Here is a 24,538-nt window from a genome sequence, read left to right on the forward strand (position 1 = left end):
ACGCGCCACGCCTCCGTCCGGACAGCGGTGCTCGCCAGGACCGGTTTCCGGCGGCTGTTTCCAGCCTAGATCCGCTCTGTCCGGTGCGCGCCCCGGTCACGTTCCGTATGGGATCGTGCATACCGAGCGATCGGGGCCCGCTCGGCTGCCTGGACCGGACTGGGCTTCAACTGGTTCACAGTCCCTGTGCCAGCCGGTAGTACGCCTGGCTCCAGCGGAGATCGCGCCGGAACTGCTTCGGGGTGGTGGTCTCGTCGATGAGGACGAGCTCCAGGCGGAGCATTTCCGCCAGGTCGTCGAGGTGGTCGGAGGTGAGGGCGGTGCTGAGGACGGTGTGGTGCGGTCCTCCGGCCGTCAGCCAGGATTCGGTGGAGGTCCGCAGGTCGGGTCGGGGCCGCCAGACCGCGCGGGCAACGGGCAGTGCGGGCAGCGGGTGAGGGGGCGCCACCACGTCGATGTCGTTGGCGATCAGGCGGAAGCGGTCGCCGAGATCGGCGAGGCCGACCACCACGGCCGGGCCGGGGGCGGCGTCGAACACCAGGCGCACCGGGTCCTCCCGCCCGCCGATGCCGAGGGGGTGGATCTCGCAACTGGGCCTGGCGGCCGCGATGGTGGGGCAGACTTCCAGCATGTGTGCGCCGAGGATGAGCTGGTTGCCCGCAGTCAGGTCGTAGGTGTAGTCCTCCATGAAGGAGGTGCCGCCCGGGAGGCCGGTGGCGGCCACCTTCAGGGCGCGCAGCAGGACGGCGGTCTTCCAGTCGCCCTCTCCTCCGAAGCCGTGCCCCTGGGCCATGAGCCGCTGGACCGCGAGGCCGGGCAGCTGGCGCAGTCCGCCCAGGTCCTCGAAGTTGGTGGTGAAGGCCCCGAAGCCGCCCGTGTCCAGGAAGGTGCGCAGGCCGGCTTCGATGCGGGCCGCGTAGCGCAGCGAGTCGTGGCGTTCGCCTCCGGGTCGCAGCTCCGGCGCCAGGTGGTACAGGTCCCCGTACTCCTTGACGAGGGAAGTCACCTCGGTCTCGTCCGCGCCGTCGACGACCTCCACCAGGTCGTTGACGCCGTACGTGTTGACGGAGACACCGAAGCGCAGCTGGGCCTCGACCTTGTCGCCCTCGGTGACGGCCACGTCGCGCATGTTGTCGCCGAAGCGGGCGACCTTGAGGGTGGCAAGCTCGGATCGTGCGGCGGCCGCCCGCGCCCAGACCGCGATGCGGTCGGTCGTCAACGGGTCGGTGACGTGGCCGGCCACGGTCTTGCGGGGTACGCCGAGACGGGCCTGGATGTGCCCGAACTCGCGGTCTCCGTGCGCGGCTTGGTTGAGGTTCATGAAGTCCATGTCGATGGTGTCCCAGGGCAGGGCCACATTCGACTGGGTGTGCAGATGCAGCAAGGGCTTGCGCAGCGCGTCCAGTCCGGCGATCCACATCTTGGCCGGCGAGAAGGTGTGCATCCAGGCGATGAGCCCGATGCACCGGTCGTCGGCGTTTGCGTCGAGGCACACCCGGCGGATGGCGTCGGCGTCGGTCAGTACCGGCTTCCACACCACACGCGCGGGAATGCCGGAGGTGTCGGTCAGCGCGCCGGCGATCTCCCGCGACTGCTCGGCGACCTGCTTCAACGTCTCCTCTCCGTACAGGCCTTGGCTGCCGGTGAGGAACCAGACTTCCTGGGCGGGGGATGCTTGGCTGGGCACATGGACTCCTGAAGGTGACGTCCCGCAACGGTGGCGAGGGCGGCGGGCGGTGGGAAGCGGGAGCGAACTGCGGGGCGGGGTCAGCCCGCGGTGTGGGCCGTGTCGCGCATGCTCCTCAGACGGTGCAGCAGGCCGCCGGTGCCGAAGTGGTCGTGCAGGAGCCGGTACTCGGCGAAAAGGGCGTCGTAGGCGTCGGCCCGGGAGGCGTCGGGCGTGTAGACGGCGGGCCGTCGGCGGCCCATGGCGGCGGTGGCCGCTCGCACGTCGGTGTGCGCGCCGGCGGCTACGGCGGCGTGGATGGCCGAGCCGAGGGCGGGGCCCTGGTCGGACGCGGCGAGGGAGACGGGGCGGCGCAGCACATCGGAGTAGATCTGCATCAGCAGCTCGTTCTTGGCCAGTCCGCCGGCGACGATGAACTCGTCCACCGGTACGCCGCCCGCTTCCAGGGCCTGCACGATGACGCGGGTGCCGAACGCGGTGGCTTCGAGCAGCGCGCGGTAGACGTCCTCGGGGCGGGTCGCGAGGGTGAGACCCACGATGACTCCGGAGAGGTGGTGGTCGACGAGGACCGAACGGTTGCCGTTCAGCCAGTCGAGGGCCACCAGTCCGTGGCCGCCGACCGGCTGCCGGGCGGCCTTCCGGGTCAGAAGGGTGTGCAGGTCCTCGCCGCGTTCGGCTGCCTCGGCGAGGTAGTCCGACGGGACGCCTTGGGCCAGTACCCAGGCGAAAATGTCGCCGACCGCGCTCTGGCCGGCCTCGTAGCCGTACGTCCCCTCGACGATCCCACCCTGGACGACACCGCAGATGCCGGGGACGTCGGCGAGGACGGGAGCGTTCACGACGTGACAGGTGGAGGTGCCCATGATGGCGAGCAGTTGACCGTCCTCCACCGCCTGGGCCGCCGCCGCGGTGACGTGGGCGTCGACGTTGCCCGCGGCCACGGCGATGCCGGGGCGCAGCCCTGTCCAAGCCGCTGCCTCGGTGCTGAGCGAGCCCACTCGTGAGCCCAGCGCGGAGAGGGGGAATTCGAGGCGGGTGCGGGCGAAGTCGGCGAACCGGGGGTTCAGCGCGGCCAGGTACTCCTCGCTCGGGTAGGCGCCGTCCTGGTGGATGCCCTTGTATCCGGCCGTGCAGGCGTTGCGGGACTCGGTGCCGGTGAGCTGCCACACGATCCAGTCGGCGGCCTCGATCCACCGCGCGCAGGTTTCGTAGACGAGCGGATCCTCCTCCAAGACCTGGAGGGCCTTCGCGAACTGCCACTCGGCGGAGATCCGGCCGCCGTAGCGGGCGATCCACTTCTCTCCGCGGGCGTGGGCGAGTTCGTTGATGCGGTCGGCATGCGACTGGGCCGCGTGGTGCTTCCACAGTTTGGGCCACGCGTGCGGCCGTCCGGCGAGCTCCGTCTCGGCGAGGGGGGTCCCGTCGGCCAGCGTGGGCAGGACGGTGCACGCGGTGAAGTCGGTGGCGATGCCGATCACCGCGGCCGGATCGACCCCGGCAGCCGCCACGGCCTCCGGGACGGCGTGACGCAGTACGTTCCGCCAGTCCTGGGGGTGTTGCAGGGCCCAGTCCGGCGGCAGTTGCGCACCGCCGTGCGGCAGGTGCCGGTCGATGACGCCGTGCTCGTAGGGGTGGACCGCCGCGGCCAGCTCCTGACCGTCGCGCACCCGCACCACCACGGCGCGGCCCGACAGAGTGCCGAAGTCGACGCCGACCGTGTACTGCTCCGATTCCTCGGAATACGGGGTGGGCGCGAGGAGAGGGGGTGACGTCAACAGAGTGCCTTTCGACGGTCGGGCGGGTGGTCCCCTCGTAGTGTGAGCGCTAACAATGCCGAGAGGCAAGAGTGTGATCCAGTTGCCGCACCCGACGCGGTAACGGACAGGAAAGGTGCGCACGGGGGTTGAGAACGTGGCTTGTTAACGCTCACAATGCGTCAGCGTCCGCTTGGACAAAGCCCGGCCCCGGCCGTGGGGTGCCTCTTCCGTACATCCCGAAAGGACATTCGACATGGCCCGCAGAGCCGCTCTCGTCCTCACCGCCGCCCTTCTCGCCTCCTCGGCGGTGACCGCCTGCTCGACCGAGAGCCCCACCCCCGGCTCCTCCTCGGCAGCCAAGGGAGGCTCCGGCGGCACGATCACCCTCGGCTTCGCCCAGGTAGGCGCCGAGAGCGGTTGGCGTACCGCCAACACCAAGTCCGTCCAGGAGGCGGCGAAGAAGGCCGGCATCAGCCTCAAGTTCTCCGACGGTCAGCAGAAGCAGGAGAACCAGATCAAGGCGATCCGCAACTTCATTCAGCAGAAGGTCGACGTCATCGCCTTCTCGCCGGTCGTGGAGTCCGGTTGGGACACGGTGCTGAAGGAGGCCAAGGACGCAGGCATCCCGGTCATCCTCACCGACCGCGCCGTGGACACCAAGGACGCCGCCCTCTACAAGACCTTCCTGGGCTCCGATTTCGTCAAGGAGGGCAAGTCCGCGGGCGAGTGGCTGGCCGGCGCATACGCGAACGAGCCGGGCCCGGTCAACATCGTCGAGCTCCAGGGCACCACGGGCTCCGCACCCGCCAACGACCGCAAGGCCGGCTTCGCCGACGTCATCCGCGCCGACGGCAAGTTCAAGATCGTCGCCTCGCAGTCGGGCGACTTCACCCGCGCCAAGGGCAAGGAGGTCATGCAGGCGTTCCTGAAGTCCCAGAAGGACATCGACGTCCTCTACGCCCACAACGACGACATGGCCCTCGGAGCCATCCAGGCCATCGAGGAGTCCGGCAAGAAGCCCGGGACGGACATCAAGGTGATCTCGGTGGACGGGATCAAGGACGCCTTCGTCGCGATGACCGAAGGCAAGATCAACGTCGTGGTGGAGTGCAACCCGATGCTCGGCGACCAGCTGATGGAGCTGACCAAGAAGGTCGCGGCCGGGGAGAGCGTGCCGGCTCGTGTCGAGACCGTGGAGGGTGTCTTCCCGCAGGACAAGGCCGCGGCCGCACTGCCGTCCCGGAACTACTGAAACCACACGTTCCGGTTCCGGGGGAGGCTACGCGGCTCAAGGACCCGTGCCTCCTCCAGGGTCCCGAGCCGGCTCCACCACCCCACCCATGAGAGGAGGGCGGATGGCACTCCCGTCCACCCCACGGCCCACGGACGACGCCGGCCCGCGGCCGGTCCTGGAAGCCCTGGACATCCGCAAGCAGTTCCCGGGGGTGCTCGCCCTCGACGGAGTCGCCCTGCGGCTCTTCCCGGGTGAGGTGCACGCCCTGATGGGCGAGAACGGCGCCGGGAAGTCCACCTTGATCAAGGTGCTCACCGGGGTCCACCCCGTCGAAGGCGGCACCCTCCTCGTCGACGGCCGGCCCCACACCTTCGCGGACCCCCTCCAGGCGCAGCGGGCCGGAATCAGCACCGTCTACCAGGAGGTCAACCTCTGCCCGAACATCTCGGTCGCCGAGAACATCCTCATCGGGCGTGAACCGCGCCGGTTCGGTCTCGTCCACTGGTCCGCGATGCGGCAGCGGGCGGCAGAGCTGCTGACGGAACTGGACCTCGACCTCGACGTCACCAGTCTGCTCGGTTCGCACTCCCTGGCGGTGCAGCAACTGGTCGCCATCGTCCGGGCGGTGGACGTCTCGGCGAAGGTGCTCGTGCTGGACGAACCCACCTCCAGCCTGGACCGCGAGGAGGTCGCCCAGCTCTTCACCCTGGTGCGGCGCCTGCGGGACCGCGGTGCGGCCATCCTGTTCGTCACGCACTTCCTCGACCAGGTATTCGATCTCTGCGACCGCGTCACCGTCCTGCGCAACGGCCGCCTGGAAGGCGAGTACCCCATCGGCGAACTCACTCCGGTGACGCTGGTCCAGCGCATGATCGGCGGAGAACTGGCCACCCTCGACCAGCTGTCCGAACGCGCCCACGAGGAGGCGGCCGAACGGGAGGCCGGCGAGCCGTTCCTCCGGGCCCGACAACTGACCCGCACGGGCTCGATCGAACCGTACGACCTCGACATCCACGCCGGCGAGGTCATCGGACTGGCCGGCCTCCTGGGCTCGGGCCGCACCGAGGTGGCGCGCCTCCTGTTCGGCGCGGACAGCGCGGACGGCGGTGAAGTGAGCATCGAGGGCGAGAGGGTACTCCTGCGCACCCCCCGCCACGCCATCGCCCGGGGCATCGCCTTCTGCTCCGAGAACCGCAAGTCCGAGGGACTGGTGGGCGAGCTCACGGTCCGCGAGAACATCGTCCTCGCTCTGCAGGCCGCCCGCGGCTGGAGCAGACCGCTGGCCCGTGCGAAACAGGACGAACTGGCACGGCACTGGATCGAAGCCCTGGACATCCGCCCCGCCGACCCCGAAGCGCAGGTACGCCACCTCAGCGGCGGCAACCAGCAGAAGGTCCTCCTCGCGCGCTGGCTGCTGACCGAACCCCGGCTCCTGATCCTCGACGAACCCACCCGGGGCATCGACATCGGCGCCAAGGCGGAGATCCAGAAACTCGTGGCCCGCCTGGCGCGCGAAGGCACCGCCGTGCTGTTCATCTCGGCGGAACTCGAAGAGGTCCTGCGCCTGAGCCACCACATCGCCGTGCTCCGCGACCACCGCATGGTGGCCACCCTCACGAACGACGACGGCGTCACGCCCGAACGCATCCTCACCACCATCGCCACCGGAGCGGACTCATGACCCCCCAGCCCGCCAAGTCCGAGGCGGTCGGCGGAATCGGGAGACGGCTGGCCGGACACCGCCTGCTGTGGCCGACGCTCATCCTGCTCGCCCTGCTCCTCGGCAACCTCGCGTTCCACCACGACTTCTTCTCCGTCCGCGTACGCGACGGCCACCTCTACGGCAGCCTCATCGACATCCTCCAGTTCGGCGCGCCCCTCACCCTGGTGGCACTCGGCATGACCCTCGTCATCGCCACCCGCGGCATCGACCTCTCGGTGGGTTCCACCGTCGCCATCGCCGGCGCCCTCGCCTGCGGGCACATCTCCACCGCCGCACAACCCGGCGGCGTCGCCACCATGCTCACGGCCGTCGCCCTCGCGCTCGGCGTCGCCCTCGTGCTGGGCCTCGCCAACGGCTTCCTGGTGTCCGGGCTGGGGGTGCAGCCCATCGTGGCCACCTTGATCCTCATGGTCGCGGGCCGCGGCGTCGCCCAGCTGATCACCGACGGCCAGATCATCACGGTGACCAGCGCCCCCTACAAGATGATCGGAGGCGGCTACTGGCTGACCATGCCGTTCGCCGTCCTCCTGGCGGCCGCCCTCGTCGCGCTCACCGCCTTCCTCACCCGTCGCAGCGCACTCGGCATGCTGATCGAGTCCGTGGGAGGCAACCCCGCCGCCAGCCGGCTGGTCGGCATCCGCGCCGGCGGTCTGCTCGCCCTGGTCTACGTGTTCAGCGCGCTGTGCGCCGCCGTCGCCGGGCTGATGATCAGTTCCAACGTCTCCAGCGCCGACGGCAACAACGCCGGCCTGTGGATCGAACTCGACGCGATCCTCGCCGTCGTCGTCGGCGGCACCGCCCTGACCGGAGGACGCTTCTCCCTCGGCGGCACCGTCCTGGGCGCCCTGATCATCCAGACCCTCTCCACCACCGTCTACACCCTCGGCGTCCCACCCGAGACCACCCTCGTCTTCAAGGCCGTCGTCGTCATCGTCGTCTGCCTCGTGCAGTCCCCGGTCTTCCGGGCCAAGGTCCTGCGCCGCCGCAGGACGACCACTCCCCGATCACACACCGCGGCGGGCAACGCCCCGCAGCAGCAGGAGGTACGCGCATGAGTACCGGCACCGCGAGCGCCGCCGCGCGACTCACCCGCCCCTTCGCGACCGTGTCCCCGCGCACCCGCACCCGTATCCCACTGATCGTCACGGCCGTCCTGCTGATCGTCATGTTCAGCGTCGGATCGGTGCGCTACGAAGGCTTCCTCTCCGCGCAAGTCGTGCTGAACCTGCTCATCGACAACGGATTCCTCCTGGTCGTCGCGGTCGGGGCGACCTTCGTCATCCTCACCGGCGGCATCGACCTGTCCGTCGGCTCCATGGTGGCCCTGTCGACCATGCTCACCGCCTGGCTGGTCGAGTCGCACGGCTGGCCGCTGGCCACCGTCATCCCACTGGTCCTGCTGGTCGGCGCCGCGAGCGGGGCGCTCATGGGCTGGATCATCCACACCTTCGAGATCCAGCCGTTCATCGTCACCCTGGCCGGCATGTTCCTCGCCCGCGGGCTCTGCTACACGATCAGCACCGAATCCATCAGGATCAGCGACCCCACCACGGCGGGAATCGCGCAGACCCGGCTGTACGGCCCGGGGGGACTGTTCGTCTCGATCCCGGTGGTCATCGCCCTCGCCGTGCTGGTGATCGCCTTCGTCGTACTGCACCACACGCGCTTCGGCCGCAACGTGTACGCGCTGGGCGGCAATGAGACCTCCGCACGCCTGATGGGCCTTCCGGTGGGCTCCACCAAGATCGCCGTATACGCCGTCAGCGGTCTGTGCTCCGCACTCGGCGGCCTGCTGCTGACCTTCTACATGCTCTCCGGCTACGCCCTCCACGCCATGGGCATGGAACTCGACGCGATCGCGGCCACCGTGATCGGCGGCACGCTGCTGACCGGAGGTTCCGGCTTCGTCCTGGGCACCGCCCTCGGCGTGCTCGTCCTCGGCATGATCCAGACGGTCGTCAACTTCCAGGGCACGCTCAGCTCCTGGTGGACCCGGATCGTCATCGGTGCCCTGCTGCTCGTGTTCATCGTGCTGCAACGCCTGATGAGCGGACGCCGCCCTGACGTCGACTGACTCCCGGCTCCTCTGTCCATCGGCCCGTGCCACCGCGTTCGAGAGCCTTCCCCGGGGAAGGGGCAATCCCCGGGCGGTGGGGGTCATTCCCCGAGGGGAGAGGTCCTGCGGGCCGTACTGGCGCGCACGATGAGCTCGGGCGCCACCACCAGGTGCGTCGACGCGCCGGCCCGGCCTTCGATGTGGTCCAGGAGCAGCCCGATGCTGTCGCGGCCGATCGAGGCGAAGTCCTGACGGATCGTCGTCAGCGGGGGCGGGAAGAACTCCGCCTCGGGGATGTCGTCGAAGCCGGCGACCGCCACGTCCTCCGGCGTGCGCAGGCCCGCTTCCCGCAGGGCCCGTAGCACGCCGAGGGCCATCTGGTCGTTGGCGACGAACACCGCGGTGAGGCCCGCTCCCCGCCCTCGTGACGCCCGGACCCGTCCCGCGAGCTGCTGGCCGGCCTGGTATCCCGACAGTGGACTCCAGTCGCCGCGCAGGAGGGGCGGCACCTCGGCGCCGGCCTCTCGCAGCGCGTCCTCCCACCCCTGGGTGCGGGCCTCGCTCTCGAGCCAGTCGGGAGGGCCTGCGACATGCCACGCGGTGGCGTGGCCCGACGCGAGCAGATGTTCCGTGATCAGGCGAGCGCCGAGGTTCTGGTCCAGCGACACGCCTGGCAGGTCCAGGGTGTGGCCGCCTTCCACGGTGACCACCGGGCAGGGTGCTTCCACTGCCGCCAAGGCCCTCACCGCGTCGCGTTGGGGAGTGACGGCGACGATCCCCTCCACGCCCCACCCGGCGAGGTGCTGCATGGCTTCGGCGAGGGCCGTCTGCGTGGCGGTCCGGAGCGTGACGGCTGACGTCAGATAGCCACGGTCCCGAGCCGCCTCTTGAACTCCCGCCACGGTGCTGGCGGGCCCGTGCAGAGTGGTGTTCACCGCGATGACGCCCAGCGTGTGGGTCCGGCGAGTGGCCAGGGCCCGGGCTGCGGAGTTGCGGCGGTACCCCAGCTGCTCGATGACCCGTGTCACGGCGGCCCGGGTCTTGGCGCTGACGTTCGGGTGGCCGCTGAGCACCCGTGAAACGGTCTGGTGGGACACGCCGGCAACGCGCGCGACGTCCGTCATCGTGGGCGCTCGCGAGACGTCCGGTAGCTGGGTCAACGCTCTTCCTCTCCTCGTCGAGCGGCCTTTCTCAAGGTATCGAACCAACCGCGGCCCGATGTTGGCGTTCACATTATGCAGCGATGGCCGCATGTTGTGGGCAGGGATCTTCTCGTGCATCTTGAGATCTATGCTTGTTAGCGTTCACAATCTGGTGGGGGTAGCTGCGGTAGCGCAGCCGCGACGTCCGGCGCGGCCCCCGATCGGTCCAGCCCACTCATGCGCGATTGCGGGCCTGCCGGACTCCGGTCCCGGGAAACCGCCGCGCATGTCGGAGAAACGGTGAGAGCGTAGTGAGCGAGACCATCCTCAAGGACCTCCGTCGCGAGGTCCTCGCGGCCAACCTGCGCATCCCGGAGGCCGGTCTGGCCACCCTCACCTGGGGAAACGTCAGCGGAGTGGACCGAGACGCCGGCGTCTTCGTCATCAAGCCGTCCGGGGTCTCGTACGCCGATCTCACCGAGGAGGACCTGGTCGCGGTGGCACTGGAGGACGGGCGGATCGTCGACGGGCACCTCAGGCCTTCCACCGACACCGAAACCCATCGGTGCCTCTACCGGGCGTTCCCCTCCATCGGCGGCGTCACCCACACGCACTCGACGCACGCCGTCGCCTTCGCCCAGGCACGCCGCCCGATCCCCGTGCTCGGCACGACACACGCCGACACCTTCAACGGCCCCGTCCCCGTGACGGCGGACCTCACCGCCGAGCAGTGCGCGAAGGACTACGAGTACAACACCGGACAGGTGATCGTCGCCCGGCTCGACGGCGACCCCCGTCGGGCCGAGGAGGTCCCCGGAGCGCTCGTGTCACGACACGGCCCCTTCACCTGGGGCGCCACAGCGAAGGCTGCGCTGGAGAACGCCATCGTCTGCGAGGCCGTGGCGGAGATGGCGCTGCACACGCTGGCGCTCGGGTCCCGCCTCGGGGACGCCTCCGAACCACCGAGGCATCTGCTGGAGCGGCACTTCACCCGTAAGCACGGCCCGGACGCCTATTACGGCAATGCCTAGCCGCCTCATTCGCCTCTGCCGAGCAATCCCTCGCGTTCGGCCTCGGGGATGGCGTTCAAACCTGCTCCGTGGGGCGTACGAGCATCTCGTTGACGGCCACGTGCCGGGGGCGGGTCGCGATGTAGCCGATGGCGTCGGCGATGTCCCGGCTCTGCAGCCGCTCGATGTCGCCCAGGCCGGAGACGATCAGCTGCTGGACGACTTCCGAGTTGTGCGTGCGCAGTTCGGTGTCGACGCTGCCCGGCTCGACGACCCGGCGACCTTGCGCATGCTGACGTGCTCGAAACCGATGTCGGCGATCACTTCGCACGCGGCCGTGAGGATTCGCTCACGCGATTCGAGTGCGCGCTCGGCCTTGGTCACGTTGGCTGCTCCCCGTGTCGGCGCCCGTTGGGTCGGGTGAGTGGGTGGAAGGAAGAACACGGGTGGAAGGGCCCGGCGGCCCGGCCCGCCGCGACCTTTCCCTGTCCGGTCTGCTGGACTACACCCAGGCCAAGCACGTCATGCTGTGAGACGTGCTGTGGGCGCAGTCGCCGACGAGTGGGGACCGGCGCCGCGCGGATCGATCGGGGTGAGGACTCCGAGCCGGTCCTCGACCGCCTGCGCCGCGTCCAGGCACAGGTCTTCGCGGAAGGCGCGACCGACGATCTGCACCCCGCAGGGGAGCCCGTCGGCCCGCCCGGTCGGTACGGCCACGGCGGGCACGCCCACGAAGCTGGTCACCGTGCACAGGCGCATTCCCGAGGCGACGCGGTCCCGGCCCGCCCTGTCGCGGGACTCCAGCCCCGGCTCGACCGGCGGCTCGGTGAAGGACGGGCCGAGCAGGAGCGGGTACTCGTGCAGGAATTCGGCCCACGAGCGGCGGATGTTCATCCAGGTGCCCATCAGCCGCACGAGCTCCTCCGCGCTCGCGGGCGGGTTCCGCTCCATGGCCATCTCCATGTAGCGGTCCCCGCCGTCGCCGAGGAGCCGGCGTACGGCCGGCCAGGTCGGGGCGAACTCCGTCGCCGTGATCCGGCCGTAGGCGTCGAGGGCCTCGTCCATCCGCGGTACGTCCGCCACCTCGCGCACGTCGTATCCGGCGTCACGCAGTGCCTCGGCCGCGGTCTCCATCGCCGCGCGAACGGCGGGGTGGACGCCGTGCCCACCCGGGTCCGCCACCACCGCGACCTTCACCGGCCCGGGGAGCGGTTCGCCGTACGCGGGCACCGGCACGGCCCGTGGATCGCGCGGATCGGTGCCCGCCAGCACCTCGTACGCCAGCCGCAGATCGCCCACCGTCCGGGCCAACGGGCCGTCGGTGACCAGCATCTGGGATGCCGGGCCGGGGTCGTCCGGTCCGAGCACCCGGTGGTCGGCGGGGAAGCGCCCGGTGGTCGGCTTCAGCCCCGCCACTCCACAGAACTGGGCCGGGACGCGGATCGAGCCGCCGGAGTCGTTGCCGAGGCCGAGCGCCGCCATGCCCGTGGCGACGGCCACCGCGTCGCCCCCGCTGGTGCCACCCGGCGTCCGGCCGCGGTCCCACGGGTTGGCCGTGTCGCCGAACAGCTCGCTGCGGGTGTGCATGCCGGCCAGGATCAGAGTGGGCATGTTGGAGTGCCCGATCGGAATCGCCCCCGCGGCGCGCAGCCGGGCGACCGGGGGCGCGTCGGCCGCCGCGACCAGGTCGCGGAAGCGCTTCACGCCGAAGGTGGTCGGCACGCCTTCGATCGGGGTGGTCTCCTTCACGGTGAACGGCACGCCCGCGAGCGGCCCCAGTACCTCCCCGGCGGCCCGCCTGCGGTCGGTCTCCGCCGCGGCCGCGCGGGCATCCTCCGCCAGGAGCTGCGTGACCGCGTTCACCCGCGGGTTGACGGCGGCGATGCGCTCCAGGTGGCTGTCGACCAGTTCGACGGCCGACACCTCGCCCCTGCGAACGGCTTCCGCCTGCGCGGCGGCCGGCCTCTGCCACAGGTCCTCTTGCATGACTGGTCTCTCCCCATCGTTGTTTCGATGCGCTTGCATCGAAACAATAGCCCGGGAAGCGATGCGCTCGCATCGAATAGAGTGGGCGGTGCAGCGAAAGACGCCGAGACGGGGAGCGACCGGGCATGCCCAAGCAGGTGGACCACGAGGGACGGCGCCGTCTCATCGCCGACGCCGTCTGCCACCTCGCCGACGAGCGAGGACTGGAGGGCGTGACCCTTCGAGACGTCGCCGCCCGCGCGCAGGTCTCGATGGGCGCCGTCCAGCGGTGCTTTCACACCAAGGAAGAGATGCTCGTCTTCGCTCTCGGCCACATCGGAGAGCGGATCGGCGAGCGGGTGAGGGCCCGCCTCGTCAGGAGCCCGGCCCAATCGGCCGCTTCCGCCCTGGGGCACGCGGCCACGGAGGTCTCACTGCTCCGGGAAGAGCACCGCGCCGAGGCCAGGGTCTGGCTCGCCTTCGTCGCGCAGGCGGCGGTCAGCGAGGTACTCGCCAAGACGGTGAAGGCGAACTACGCGGCCCTGCAGGAGACGTTCACCCGCCTCATCTCCGAGGCCTCCGAGGCCTCCGAGGACGCCGGCCCCGCCTCCGTGCCCCTCGACGCGCAACGCGAGGCCCGTACCCTCCTCGCCCTCGCGGACGGCCTCACCGCGCACGTCCTCATCGGTCACCTCACCTCGCGGGAGGCCCAGGACGTCCTCCATGCCCACCTGAGCGGCCTCTGGGAGAAGCCGGTCCGGGTGGCTGATTGAGGTTGTCCGGAACCCGGTGTACCGAGACGGCCCGTTCGCGGCTCTTTGCCCACGTAGCCGTGCTCGCGATCACTGGAGGAGAAGCTGTGCGTTCGAGAAGCAAACTGTCGGTTCTGGCCGCTGTGTGCGTGAGTGCCCTGGCCGTCGGAGGTCTGGCACAGCCCGCACAGGCGGACGGCTCGGTCGACGGGCCCGTGGAGAACTGCAATGCCGCCGCCGCCGTGTCGCCGGGGTCGTTCGGCACCGGCGCGTTGTCGTGGTGCATCGTGGCGGCCCAGCAGAGCGGCGAGAGGAAGAAGTTGGCCCGCGAGGGCTTCGTCAAGGGCCTGCTCGAGATGCTGACGAACCACACCGGTGGCAACTACAACATCATGATTTTCGACGTGAAGGGCAAGAACGCCTTCGGGGACCCGTGGTTCGTCCACCACTACACGGAGAACCTAAAGGACGTGGCGTTCCAGGGCGACGTCGACTACCACGACGCGACCTCGCGCGAGGACCAGACCTACCGCGTCTGGATATTCTCCGGCGGCGGCAGTTTCACCAACCACGGCGACGGCGGCTGGATCAACTGGGGCTTCTACGGCCTGTGGGACCGCACCGGCTCCACGGTCACATTCCGCCCCACGATGGAGCCGGTCACGGTCCCCGGCGTGCCCAAGGGCGAGACGCCGGGCCCCGGCGACACGCCCATGACGCCGGGGATCCCTGCCCAGCCGGGCCCCCGCCCCGGCTTCCGTGCCGACAGCGCAGCGACAACGACTTCAGGAACGGGCCGCCCGCCGGTCGGAGTGCCCGTGCGGCTGAAGACCCTCAACAATCTCGGGGCCGTCGCGACGAACGCCGCCTCCGGATCGACCGTGGTCGCCGGGAAGCTGGGTGCCGCCGACTCGACATGGACGTTCAAGGAGGCGGGCGCCGGACGCTACGAGATCGCCAACGGCCTCGGGCCGGTCCTCACCGAGAACACGAGCACCTACTTCGCGAACATCGGCACCTGGAAGGGCAGTTCCACCCAGAAGTGGGAGGTCGTCAACATCAAGGGCGACACCTACCAGATCAGGATCAGCGATCAGGACTGCCTGACCTACCACGAGGACTACAAGAAGCTCGGTGTGTGGACCTGCGACGGCTCCCCGGGCCAGCAGTGGACCATCGCCCGCTGAGGAGCGCGCACCACACATCACCCGCGTGCCACGGGGGCGTGACGGCCGTCACATCGACGTGGTGTCACATCCGGCGCCGCCGCGCTGTCCTCACTACGGCAGCGAGAGAAGGGATCCGTCAGGATGAACACCGTCATCGTGTGCGCCTCCGTGTCGCACGGCAATACGCGTCGTGTCGCCGACGCCATGGCCCAGGTGCTGGGCGCGAAGGTCGTCGCCCCCGAGGAGGTGGACCCGGGGGAACTGGCCGGCGCCGACCTCGTCGGGTTCGGCTCGGGCGTCTTCTACAGCAGGCTCCACCCCCGCCTGACCGACTTCGTCAAGGCCCTTCCCGCCGGGCGGGGCCGGGCGTTCGTGTTCGCCACCAGCGGGCTCCCCGAGCTGCCGCGGGCGCCCTTCACCCGCCCCCTGGCCAAGCTCCTCGAAGCCAAGGGCTTTGAAGTGGAGGGGAGTTTCTTGTGCAGGGCCCTCGACACCTGGGCGCCCTTCAAGCTCGTCGGCGGCATCAACAAACAGCGGCCGAACGACGGGGACCTGGCCGCCGCCCGGGCGTTCGCCGAGCGGCTGAGGGAGGGGAGGGGGTAGGTCGAGGTTCCTCTCCGGAGCGGCATCCTGGCTGGTCACAGCTGTCGGCACCCTTGGATAATCGTTCTTCCGGATGCTGATCACGCGGTTAAGGTCTGGACGTACTGATCGACATCTGGAGTGTGCATGCTGAGAACAGTTTCGGGCGCCGTCTCGCTGGCCCTGGCCGGCGGACTGGCCGTGACCGGCGTGGTGGCAGGAGCGGCAACGGCCGTCGCCGCCGCGCCGGCCGCGAGCGCCGCGGGAGCGGGGGAGACCTCCGTCGGCGCGCAGGCCTGGGCGCGCGTGTCCAAGAAGTACCCGAACCGCTCCTACTGGAACGCCGCCGACGACCTGCGCGTCGGCAACGAGGGCGCCGCCCAGGGGCTGTTCCGCTCGTACGTCCGGCTGGACACCACGGCGCTCAAGGGCGCCACGGTCTCCAAGGCGACCTTCCGGATCGGCAACACGGGCGCGGCTTCCTGCTCGGCCAAGCCGGTCGAGCTGTGGAGCGTCGGCGCGGTCTCGGCCAGGACCACCTGGAAGAGCCAGCCCGCCAAGGGCGTCAGACTGGCCACGGTGAACGCCGCCAAGGGCCTCGACGGCTGCGCGGCGGGCGAGCTCGAATTCGACGCGACCGCGCTGGTCAAGGACGCGGCGGCGAAGAACCTCACCTCCGTCACCGTGGGCCTATTCGCCTCCGACGAGTCCGACTCCTCGGCCTGGAAGCGCTTCGCCCCCGCGAGCGCGAAGCTGGACACCACCGTGGCCCGTCCCGCGCCGCCGGTGATCGGCTCGGTCGAGTTCCCCGACGCCTCGAACGGCGCCCCCGCCAACACCGGCAAGGCCCGCACTCCGGGTACCTTCACGTTCGGAACCGGCGGTGCCACCAACATCGAGAAGATCGTCTACTGGTCGGACTTCGATGCCCGGCAGATCACCCTGGCGCCCGGCGCCAGTGCCGTGATCACGCCCACCACCTCCGGCCCGCACACCATCTACGCCTACAGCGTCGACAAGGCCGGAAACCGCTCCGACCAGGCCACCTACCTCATCTGGGCCCTCGGCAACGGCGGGGTCCGCGACACCGCGGGCGACCTGAACGGCGACGGACTGCGCGACCTCTGGAGCCTGGACGCGGACGGGCGGCTGCGCTTCTCGGCCGGCCGGTCCGACGGCACCTTCGCGGCGCCCGTCGACGGCGGGGCGACCTTCGCCCCGGGCACCCGGATCGCCGCCGGCGGGGACTGGGGCCAGGACGGCTACAACGACCTCCTGGTGCTGGAGCACAGCGACGCCCTCAACGCGAAGCAGCTCCGCGTCGTCCCGAACAACGGCCTCGGCGCCGTCCTCCCGCACGACAGCATGTCACTGGACGTCTTCTGCCCCGTCAAGAACCCGGACGCGGGCTGCGTCAAGGACGACGAGGCATGGACCGGCGACGACCACTGGTCCAACGCCGAGGACATCGCCGACGCCGGTGACTTCAACGGCGACGGCGACCCCGACCTGCTGGTCAAGCAGGGCACGAAGCTCTGGGCGTACCCGGGCAGCCGCTCCGGCTACCTGGACATGGGCGGCAGCCCGGTCCTCGTCGGCGACGGCGGCTGGGACACCGTCTCGGTCATCGTCCCGGGTGACACCGACGGCGACGGCGCCGCCGACCTGTGGGTGCGCGACGACGCCTCGGGCGACCTGTTCCTCGTGAAGGGCGCCAAGGGCACGGACGGGCACCTCGACCCCAAGAGCTGGGGCACGGGGGAGCGGGTGAAGATCGGTTCGGGCCTCGCCCGGTCGGCCTACCCGACCCTCGTCTCGGCGGGTGACTTCAACCGCGACGGCCGGGCGGACCTGGCCGCCGCCGGCACCGACGGGAAGGTCGTCCACTTCCGGGGCACCGCCACCGGAATCGACGCCACCCCGGTGCCCGTCGGCTGATTCCGGCGCACACCGAGCACGGAGCCCCCGACGGCCACGCGCCGCCGGGGGCTCCGTGCGTCCGAGCCCGCGGGACCGCAGGTGTTCAGAGCCAGCCCTGCTGCGCCGCCTTGAGGCCGGCTTCGAAGCGGCTCGTGGCGTGCAGGCGTTCCATGAGGGCGGACATCTGGCGCCTGACGGTACGCAGGGACACCCCGAGGCGTTTGCCGGCCGCCTCGTCGGTCATCCCCGAGGCCAGCAGCTTCAGCAGTTCGAGTTCGGTCGCGGTGGGACGCGTGTCGCTGGGGCGGGGCCGGTCGGCTCCGAGGGGTACGGCGGAGTCCCACGTCTGCTCGAACAGGGTGGCGAGCGAGGCGACGATTCCGGGCGCGCTCGTGCACAGAGCGCCAAGACGGGAATTTCCGGGGTCGATCGGAACGACCGCCACCGCGCGGTCGAATATCAGCAGACGCGGCGGAAGGAGCGGGCTGGTGCGCACCTGGCCGCCCTGCTCGGTCAGCCACCGGGCGTAGGCCAGCGTCGTGGGATCGTTGCGGGCGCTGTCCTGGTACACCGAGCGCATCTCGATGCCACGGTCCAGCGCACGCTGGTCCAGCGGCCGGGAGGCCTCCAGGCTGGCCTCGGACAGCGCGCCGCCCGGCAGGATCGCCAGGCATTCCCGGACCAGCCCGTGGGCGAGCTCCTCGAGTCGGCTCTGGATGGCGTCCATCCCCACGAGCCGTTCCGCGCCGTCGACCTCGGTGTTCGGGCGGAGCTCCGCGAATTCGGAGACCACCTGCGCCGCGGCCGCCTTGCTGCGGGCCAATTCCTGCTGCTGTCGCGCCAGTTCCGACTCCTGGCGGCGCAGCAGCAGCTCCAGGCCCAGTTCGGGTCTCACCGCGCGCAGCGCGCCCGGACTGTCCCGGGAGGGTCTGAGCAGGTCGAGGTCGACGAGACGGTCCAGGCCCTCGCGCACCTGCGCCTGGGTGAGGCCGAGGCGTGCGCTCAGCTCGGCGATCCCTCCCGAAGGATCGGCCAGCATCCCCCGGTACACGGCTTCCACTTCGGCCCCGAGACCCAGTGTTTGCAGCATGTCCCAGTCCCCCAGCTGAACTTGGGCCGCCCCCAGCGGGCGCCGCCTCCGCGATCGTAGGCGAAGTCTGTCACCAAGGTGCCAGACCTCTTGGTGACAGCCGGAACCTCTTCTGCGCGGGCCGCCCGGGCAGCAACATGGTGATCACCGGGACGGCGGGGGCGAGAGCCCCCGACTCAGGCCAGAGCCGCAAGGACGATCCGGAACAGCGCGCAGCACACCCGCACCGATCGCATCGCGTCCCAGCTCTCGACCTTGGGGGAAACCATGTTCCGCACCGCCCGCTTCGCCGCTGTCGCCGCCGTCTTCGCCGCCCTCTGTGCCGGCGCGGTCACCACCACCTCGGTGACGACTTCCGCCGACAGCCACCGCATCAGCGCCTCTGACGAGGGCGGCAGCATCAACTGGGACACGGCGCCCAGGTCCCTCGCGGACAGCGTCAACTGGGACTAGTCGGCGTGCGCGTCATCCGAGCCTCACTCTCGGGGCCTTGCCATGGGCCTGACCGAAATGGCGTGCTCGCGCTCGTCTCCGATCTGATCTGGGCCCACGCCCCGGCGGTGTACGGACTCGAGCACTTGCGGGCCAAAGCCGCCGAAGACGGCGTGGACGTCTACCTCTTCCTGCGAGCCGCAACGGAAGCCGCGGCCCTCGACCAGGCCCACGCCATCCTCGACGGTGCCCGCGGCCCCCTGCGGGCGCACGGCTACCGCACCACCGGGCCGCACAACTGACAGCGGCGCGACGACACCGCCATCCCCCCCCGCGCACGTTCCCCAGGGAGAACGCAGTGACCACCACCCTCCGTCAGGCTGCCCGCAAGAGCGCGGTCGCCGCCCTCTCCAGCGTCATCGGTGCCGGACTGCTGACCGCCGCGTCCGTCGCCACCGCCCCCGCGGCACAGGCCGCGACCACCTGCGGCGGGACCGCCTCGATCTACGGCATCCTTCCCGACGGCCGTCTCACCTTCAGCACCATCACCCCGGCCACCGGCGAGTTGAAGAAGGTGCGAATAGGAGCGGACCTGGGGTTCGAGCCCAAGGCGATGGCCACCCTCAACTTCAATACGGTGCTGGTGACATCGACGACCGGCGCGCTCTACCGCCTCGACGTCCTGACCAACAACGAGTCCCTCGTCCTGGAACGCCCGCCCGTCAAGATCTTCGACAGCGGCTGGACCCACGACAAGCTCACCTACGACGGACACGGGCACCTGTACGGCACGGCGGGCGGCGTCCTCCTCCAGTACCTGGTCTCACAGCCCAAGCCCACCGGCTCCGCGCACATCGGCCAACGCAGGGAGATCGGCACCGGCTTCGTCCTCAAGACCCTCACGGCCGCCGGCGACGACCGGCTGCTCGCCACCACGTCGGCCGGAGCGCTCTACTCCTACAAGATCGGCAGCGACGGCACCTGGGACCGCGACGACCTCAAGTCCTCCGGCTGGTCCGGCTTCGACCAGGTCGTATCGCCCGGTGGGGGCCTCTACTACGGCCGCATCGAAACCACGGGGGCCATGTACTGGTACAAGGACGCCAACCCGGCCGACGGCACGGGCGCCGACATCGCCTACCACAACGACACACCCGTCAACACCGGCGGCTGGACGCAGGAGCTGCTCTCCGCCCAGCCGGCGACGTTCAGCTGCACCACCACCGCGGACCCGCTCGACGGTACGGACATACCCGCGGTGAAGGCGGCCGGCCGCGATCTGATGAACAAGCACGACGGCGGCGCCTGGAACAGCACCACCCAGTGGAACTGCCTGGAGCAGCTGTGGGACAAGGAAAGCGGCTGGCGCTACTGGGCCGACAACCCGGGCTCCACGGCGTACGGCATCCCCCAGGCCCTGCCCGGTTCCAAGATGGACGCCTTCGGCGATGACTGGCGCACCAACCCCCTCACCCAGATCAAGTGGGGCCTGTCCTACATCGACGGCCGGTACGGCACGCCCTGCGGCGCCTGGAACCACTTCCTGAGCAACAACTGGTACTGAGCGGCCCCCGAGCCACGCCCGCTCTCCCCTTCTCGCTCTCCCGTCCTCTCTCCCCTCACCTCCCCGGCCCGACGCGCGTACGTCAGGGCTGCCCAGAATCCGGAGACACCCATGTTCTCGTCGTCCCTCAAGCGCCGCTTCGCCGCCACTCTGGCCGTCTCTGCCACCACCCTCGGCATGGTCACCCTCACCTCGGCGCCGGCCCAGGCCGCCGCGATCTGCGGGGGCAACGTGTCGGTGTACGGCATCCTCCCCGACGGACGCCTCACCTACACGGCGATAGCCCCCAACACCGGCGACCGCGTCAAGACCCTGATCGGCGCGGACCTCGGCTTCACGCCCAAGGCGATGGCCACCCTCAACTTCAACACCGTCCTCGTGACGTCGACGGCCGGCGAGCTGTACCGCGTCGACATCCAGACCAACGACAGCGCCCTCGCCCTGGCCGGAGTCACCAAGATCTGGGACAGCGGCTGGACCTTCGACAAGCTGACCTACGACGGCGCCGGTCACCTCTACGGCACCGTCGCCGGCGAACTCCACCGCTACAACGTCTCCCAGGCCAAGCCCAGCGGGCCCGCCCACATCGCCAAGCACGCGGTGATCGACACGGGCTTCGTCCTCAAGACGCTCGCCGCCGCCGGTGACGACGTCCTCATCGCCAGCACCGCCGACGGCCGACTGCTCTCGTACCAGATCAACGGCGTCGGGGACTGGGAGAGTTCGGTCCTCAAGAGCTCCGGCTGGTCGGCGGTCGACAACCTGGTCTCGCCCGGCGGCGGCCTCTACTACGGCCGTACGAACGGCGGCATGTACTGGTACCACGACGCCGACCCCACCGACGGCAAGGGCGACGACATCGCCTACCACCCCGCCGACCCGGTCGACGCGAGCGGCTGGACCCAGAGCCTGCTCTCCGCCTTCGCCAACGACTGCACCTACCAGCCGCCGGCGCCCCCCACCCCCACCCCCTCCACCAAGGGCGGGCAGATCGCCCGCAGCGAGATCATGAGCCGCGCCGCGAACTGGCTGAGCCGTGACATCCCCTACAACCAGGGCGCCTACGCCACCGACCCGGACGGCGACCACACCTACCGCACCGACTGCTCCGGCTTCGTCTCCATGGTCTGGCACGCCAGTACCAGCTACACGACCCAGAGCCTGCCGGGCATCGCCGCCACCATCTCCAAGTCCGACCTCCAGCCCGGCGACGCGCTGAACACCCTGGACGGGCACGTGGTGCTCTTCGAGAAGTGGGTCGACAAGGCCGCCGGCAAGTTCTCGTACATCCACGAGGCCAACACCAACGACGACATGATGCGCGGTCAGGACTACCTCAACGGCGGCAGCGACGGACGGATCGCCGGCCACGCCGCCTCGGGCTACGTCGCCCTGCGCTACGACAAGGTCGTCAACGGATAGGACGCGGATCCCCGGTGAAGGCCGGACCACCCGACGGGTGGTCCGGCCTTCCGCTGTGGGCCTCGCCGTCAGTCGACCTGCAGCTCGCCCATCCGGCTCCAGCCGGTGGCACCCGCGATCGTGGTGCTGACGATGTCGGGCGTACGGGTGATCAGCGGGCGCATGGCCTCCAGGGCGGCGCGGAAGTGCTCGGAGGTCACATGAGCCTCCGCCGCGTCGTCCTGGAACGCCTCGGTCAGGACGTAGGTGTCCGGCTCCTCCAGGCTGCGGGACCACTCGAACCACAGGTTTCCGGGCTCGGCGCGGGTGGCGCGGGTGAACTCCGCGACCTTCTCGGGCCACTGGTCGACGTATTCGGCTTTGACGGGGAATTTCACCACAATGAAGATCATTCGAGCATTGTAGGCGCGGGGCACTCCGGTGACCTCACCGGAGTGGAGTTCCGTAACAGCCGGCACGTTGTGTTACAGGCGTGTGTTCGCGAATGCATCGGCAAGTGACGCGTATGTGTGGGTGGTTCGAAGAGTGTGGTCATTTCGAGGTGCCGGCGAGGAGGTCTCTTTAAGAAAGCTTGTTGAATAACGCTGACGCGCGGGGCGCCCTTGAATCAACTCCCGTAATCGGTCAGGGTTTCGAGTCGTACCCCCGGAGATCTTCCGGCTCAGGCGGGGTCACGCAACACGCCTTGACGCCCCACACGTCAACACGAGGAGCACTCTCTCCATGTCAACGCACAAGCACGCCCGCACTCGTTCACGCGGCTTCCGGATTCTTGCAGTGGCCACCGGAGTCGCCACTGCAACCGGTGTCTGCATGCTGCTGTCCCCCCTCGCCGGCGCCAACACCCCTGCCGAGGGCACGGTGTACGGGCTCGGCGCACCCGGTGCCGTCAGCGGCAGCTACATCGTCATCCTCGACAAGGACGCGGACCGGCAGGCGCTCGCCAAGAAGTACGGCGGCGAGCTGAAGCGCACCTACTCCTCCGCGGTCAACGGCTTCTCCGCGTCCGGGCTTTCGGAGACCGACGCCAAGCGGCTCGCCGCCGACCCGGCCGTGGGCAAGGTCGTCCAGAACAAGAAGTTCTCCATCAGCAGCACCCAGGACAACCCCCCGTCGTGGGGCCTCGACCGCATCGACCAGACGGCGACCGCGGGGGACAAGAAGTACACCTACCCCGACGCGGGCGGCGAGGGCGTGACGGCCTACGTCATCGACACCGGCGTACGGATCAGCCACAAGGACTTCGGCGGCCGCGCCGAGCACGGCTTCGACGCCGTCGACAACGACCAGACCGCCGACGACGGCAACGGGCACGGCACGCACGTCGCCGGGACCATCGCGGGCACCTCCCACGGCGTGGCGAAGAAGGCCAAGGTCGTCGCCGTCCGGGTGCTCGACGACAACGGGTCGGGCACCACCGAGCAGGTCGTGGCGGGCATCGACTGGGTGACGCAGCATCACAGCGGCCCCTCGGTGGCCAACATGAGCCTCGGCGGCGGCGCCGACGAGGCGCTCGACGAGGCCGTGCGCCGGTCGATAGCCGCCGGTGTCACCTTCGGTGTCGCGGCGGGCAACGAGTCCTCCGACGCCGGGCAGGGCTCTCCCTCGCGGGTCCCCGAGGCCATCACGGTGGCGTCGAGCACGGCCAACGACTCCCAGTCCTCGTTCTCCAACTTCGGCTCGGTCGTGGACCTCTACGCGCCGGGCTCGGACATCACCTCCGACTGGAACGACAGCGACAGCGGTACGAAGACCATCTCCGGCACCTCGATGGCGACCCCGCACGTCGTCGGAGCGGCCGCCCTCTACCTGGCGGGGCACAAGGACGCCTCGCCCGCGCAGGTCGCGCAGGCCCTGACCACGGGGGCGACCCCGGGGAAGATCACCAACCCGAGCAGCGGAACCCCGAACAAGCTGCTGAAGGTGTCCGCCCAGTAGGCGGAGCCACCGGCGAACACGCCGAAGCCGTCGCACCTGAGGGGGGTGCGACGGCCTCGGCGTCCGGCTTTCGGGTCAGCGGCGACAAGCGCGGGGGATCAGCGCACCCACGGCTTCCACACCTGCTCGTTGCGCTCCACCCACTTCTTGGCCGCCTGCTCCGGAGACAGCTTCTCCTCGGCGATCATCAAGGCCACCTCGTTCTGCTCCTCGACGCCCCAGCGGAACCTCTTCAGGAACTCGGCCGCCTTCCCGCCCCCCTCCGCGAACCGCGTGTTCAGGTACTTCTGCAGCGGCGTATGCGGATAGGCGCAGGCCACCCGCTCCGGATCGGCGTCGCAGCCCTCCTGGTACTCGGGCAGCTTCACCTCCGTCATCGGGACCCGCTCGAAGAGCCACTGCGGCTTGTACCAGTACGTGAGGAACGGCTTGCGCTCCTTCGCGAACTGCCTGATCTGGGTGATCTGCGCCGCCTCGGAGCCGGCGAAGACGACCTCGAAGTCCAGGCCCAGGTTCTTCACCAGCGCCTTGTCGTTCGTGACGTACGAGGGGGAGCCGTCCATGAGCTGGCCCTTGCCGCGGCTCTCGGCGGTGCCCAGCTGGTCGGCGTACTTGTCGAGGTTCTTCCAGTCGGTGACGTCCGGATGGGCCTCGGCGAAGTACGTCGGGACGTACCAGCCGATGTGGCCGGTCACGCCCAGGTCGCCGCCCGCGGTGATGGTCTTCTTGTCCTGGACGTACCGCTTCTCCTGCTCCGGATGGCCCCAGTCCTCCAGGATCGCGTCGACCCGGCCCTGGCTGAGCGCGTCCCACGCGGGGACCTCGTCCACCTGGACGGTGTCGACCCGGTAGCCCAGCTCGTGTTCGAGCAGGTAGCCGGCGACGGCGGTGTTCGCCTGGGCGCCGACCCAGGACTGGATGGAGAGGGTGACGGTCTTCGCGCCCTCCGCGGCGGCGTACGGGGAGGCCTGTCGGGTCATGTCGGCCGCGCCGCAGCCGGTGAGCACGGCGAGAGCGGTCACGGCGGCGAACGCGCCGAGACGGCGACGCCCGCGCCGCCGACGGTGCCCGTTCATGTCGGGGATCTCAGGCATG

The 24,538-nt window shown here is 70.0% G+C and carries 22 protein-coding genes; 14 read left to right on the forward strand and 8 right to left on the reverse strand.

Annotated features, from left to right (window positions below; all coding sequences use genetic code 11):
* Positions 1 to 175: 175 nt before the first annotated feature.
* Entirely contained in the window at positions 176 to 1,687 is a 1,512-nt protein-coding gene (araA, locus tag ACFWBN_RS16670) for an L-arabinose isomerase (RefSeq protein ID WP_385177086.1), read from the reverse strand.
* A gap of 80 nt (positions 1,688 to 1,767) precedes the next feature.
* On the reverse strand, positions 1,768 to 3,462 hold the full coding sequence (locus tag ACFWBN_RS16675; RefSeq protein WP_385177088.1) for a ribulokinase: 1,695 nt from the start codon (positions 3,460 to 3,462) through the stop codon (positions 1,768 to 1,770).
* Between the two features lie 235 nt (positions 3,463 to 3,697).
* Here ACFWBN_RS16675 and ACFWBN_RS16680 point away from each other — a divergent pair, with 235 nt between their 5' ends.
* From ACFWBN_RS16680 to yjfF, 4 genes are all read left to right on the forward strand, one after another.
* On the forward strand, positions 3,698 to 4,696 hold the full coding sequence (locus ACFWBN_RS16680) for an ABC transporter substrate-binding protein (protein WP_385177090.1): 999 nt from the start codon (positions 3,698 to 3,700) through the stop codon (positions 4,694 to 4,696).
* A gap of 103 nt (positions 4,697 to 4,799) precedes the next feature.
* Positions 4,800 to 6,359 carry a sugar ABC transporter ATP-binding protein gene (locus ACFWBN_RS16685; RefSeq protein WP_385177092.1) on the forward strand — a complete coding sequence of 520 codons (1,560 nt, stop codon included), beginning with the start codon at positions 4,800 to 4,802 and terminating at the stop codon, positions 6,357 to 6,359.
* The gene (locus tag ACFWBN_RS16690) at positions 6,356 to 7,456 is read left to right on the forward strand and encodes an ABC transporter permease (protein WP_385177094.1); all 1,101 of its coding nucleotides are present in this window, start codon (positions 6,356 to 6,358) and stop codon (positions 7,454 to 7,456) included. Before ACFWBN_RS16685 ends, ACFWBN_RS16690 begins: the two co-directional genes overlap by 4 nt.
* Positions 7,453 to 8,475 (forward strand): galactofuranose ABC transporter, permease protein YjfF, encoded by a 1,023-nt coding sequence (gene yjfF, locus ACFWBN_RS16695; protein WP_385177096.1) that lies wholly within the window; start codon positions 7,453 to 7,455, stop codon positions 8,473 to 8,475. The genes ACFWBN_RS16690 and yjfF overlap by 4 nt, the downstream gene beginning before the upstream one ends.
* Positions 8,476 to 8,558: 83 nt before the next feature.
* Here the strand turns inward: yjfF and ACFWBN_RS16700 are convergent, their stop codons facing one another.
* Positions 8,559 to 9,581: a LacI family DNA-binding transcriptional regulator gene (locus tag ACFWBN_RS16700; RefSeq protein WP_385177322.1), complete on the reverse strand. Its 1,023-nt coding sequence runs from the start codon at positions 9,579 to 9,581 to the stop codon at positions 8,559 to 8,561.
* 329 nt (positions 9,582 to 9,910) lie between these two features.
* Between ACFWBN_RS16700 and araD the strand changes: the two genes are divergently transcribed.
* Positions 9,911 to 10,630 carry an L-ribulose-5-phosphate 4-epimerase AraD gene (gene araD, locus ACFWBN_RS16705; RefSeq protein WP_385177098.1) on the forward strand — a complete coding sequence of 240 codons (720 nt, stop codon included), beginning with the start codon at positions 9,911 to 9,913 and terminating at the stop codon, positions 10,628 to 10,630.
* Positions 10,631 to 10,685: 55 nt separating this feature from the next.
* On the opposite strand, the gene ACFWBN_RS16710 is transcribed toward araD, so the two are convergent.
* Positions 10,686 to 10,940, reverse strand: a complete 255-nt coding sequence (locus ACFWBN_RS16710) for a hypothetical protein (protein WP_385177101.1) — start codon at positions 10,938 to 10,940, stop codon at positions 10,686 to 10,688.
* Between the two features lie 191 nt (positions 10,941 to 11,131).
* Positions 11,132 to 12,595, reverse strand: a complete 1,464-nt coding sequence (locus ACFWBN_RS16715) for an amidase (protein WP_385177103.1) — start codon at positions 12,593 to 12,595, stop codon at positions 11,132 to 11,134.
* 125 nt (positions 12,596 to 12,720) lie between these two features.
* Here ACFWBN_RS16715 and ACFWBN_RS16720 point away from each other — a divergent pair, with 125 nt between their 5' ends.
* The 4 genes from ACFWBN_RS16720 (at position 12,721) to ACFWBN_RS16735 (ending at position 17,015) form a co-directional block, all read left to right on the forward strand.
* A complete protein-coding gene (locus ACFWBN_RS16720) occupies positions 12,721 to 13,347 on the forward strand; it encodes a TetR/AcrR family transcriptional regulator (protein ID WP_385177105.1) in 627 nt (208 codons plus the stop codon).
* A gap of 86 nt (positions 13,348 to 13,433) precedes the next feature.
* On the forward strand, positions 13,434 to 14,513 hold the full coding sequence (locus ACFWBN_RS16725; RefSeq protein WP_385177107.1) for an RICIN domain-containing protein: 1,080 nt from the start codon (positions 13,434 to 13,436) through the stop codon (positions 14,511 to 14,513).
* Between the two features lie 123 nt (positions 14,514 to 14,636).
* Entirely contained in the window at positions 14,637 to 15,098 is a 462-nt protein-coding gene (locus tag ACFWBN_RS16730; protein ID WP_385177110.1) for a flavodoxin family protein, read from the forward strand.
* A gap of 126 nt (positions 15,099 to 15,224) precedes the next feature.
* Positions 15,225 to 17,015 (forward strand): DNRLRE domain-containing protein, encoded by a 1,791-nt coding sequence (locus ACFWBN_RS16735; protein ID WP_385177113.1) that lies wholly within the window; start codon positions 15,225 to 15,227, stop codon positions 17,013 to 17,015.
* Positions 17,016 to 17,100: 85 nt separating this feature from the next.
* Here the strand turns inward: ACFWBN_RS16735 and ACFWBN_RS16740 are convergent, their stop codons facing one another.
* Complete coding sequence (locus tag ACFWBN_RS16740; protein WP_385177115.1) at positions 17,101 to 18,087, reverse strand: LuxR C-terminal-related transcriptional regulator; 987 nt, start codon at positions 18,085 to 18,087, stop codon at positions 17,101 to 17,103.
* Between the two features lie 267 nt (positions 18,088 to 18,354).
* Here ACFWBN_RS16740 and ACFWBN_RS16745 point away from each other — a divergent pair, with 267 nt between their 5' ends.
* The 4 genes from ACFWBN_RS16745 (at position 18,355) to ACFWBN_RS16760 (ending at position 21,505) form a co-directional block, all read left to right on the forward strand.
* Positions 18,355 to 18,540, forward strand: a complete 186-nt coding sequence (locus tag ACFWBN_RS16745) for a hypothetical protein (RefSeq protein WP_385177117.1) — start codon at positions 18,355 to 18,357, stop codon at positions 18,538 to 18,540.
* Between the two features lie 62 nt (positions 18,541 to 18,602).
* A complete protein-coding gene (locus ACFWBN_RS16750; RefSeq protein WP_385177120.1) occupies positions 18,603 to 18,821 on the forward strand; it encodes a hypothetical protein in 219 nt (72 codons plus the stop codon).
* A gap of 56 nt (positions 18,822 to 18,877) precedes the next feature.
* Positions 18,878 to 20,083 carry a peptidase S1 and S6 gene (locus tag ACFWBN_RS16755; RefSeq protein ID WP_385177122.1) on the forward strand — a complete coding sequence of 402 codons (1,206 nt, stop codon included), beginning with the start codon at positions 18,878 to 18,880 and terminating at the stop codon, positions 20,081 to 20,083.
* A 111-nt stretch (positions 20,084 to 20,194) separates the two neighbouring features.
* Complete coding sequence (locus tag ACFWBN_RS16760) at positions 20,195 to 21,505, forward strand: tachylectin-related carbohydrate-binding protein (RefSeq protein WP_385177124.1); 1,311 nt, start codon at positions 20,195 to 20,197, stop codon at positions 21,503 to 21,505.
* Between the two features lie 68 nt (positions 21,506 to 21,573).
* Here ACFWBN_RS16760 and ACFWBN_RS16765 read toward each other — a convergent pair whose 3' ends face one another.
* Positions 21,574 to 21,897: a putative quinol monooxygenase gene (locus ACFWBN_RS16765; RefSeq protein ID WP_385177126.1), complete on the reverse strand. Its 324-nt coding sequence runs from the start codon at positions 21,895 to 21,897 to the stop codon at positions 21,574 to 21,576.
* A 331-nt stretch (positions 21,898 to 22,228) separates the two neighbouring features.
* On the opposite strand from ACFWBN_RS16765, the gene ACFWBN_RS16770 reads away from it, so the two are divergent.
* Entirely contained in the window at positions 22,229 to 23,443 is a 1,215-nt protein-coding gene (locus tag ACFWBN_RS16770; protein WP_385177128.1) for a S8 family serine peptidase, read from the forward strand.
* 98 nt (positions 23,444 to 23,541) lie between these two features.
* On the opposite strand, the gene ACFWBN_RS16775 is transcribed toward ACFWBN_RS16770, so the two are convergent.
* Positions 23,542 to 24,537, reverse strand: a complete 996-nt coding sequence (locus ACFWBN_RS16775) for an ABC transporter substrate-binding protein (RefSeq protein ID WP_385177131.1) — start codon at positions 24,535 to 24,537, stop codon at positions 23,542 to 23,544.
* Position 24,538 lies beyond the last annotated feature (1 nt).

The sequence above is a fragment of the Streptomyces sp. NPDC059989 genome (assembly GCF_042736975.1).
Classification (GTDB): domain Bacteria; phylum Actinomycetota; class Actinomycetes; order Streptomycetales; family Streptomycetaceae; genus Streptomyces.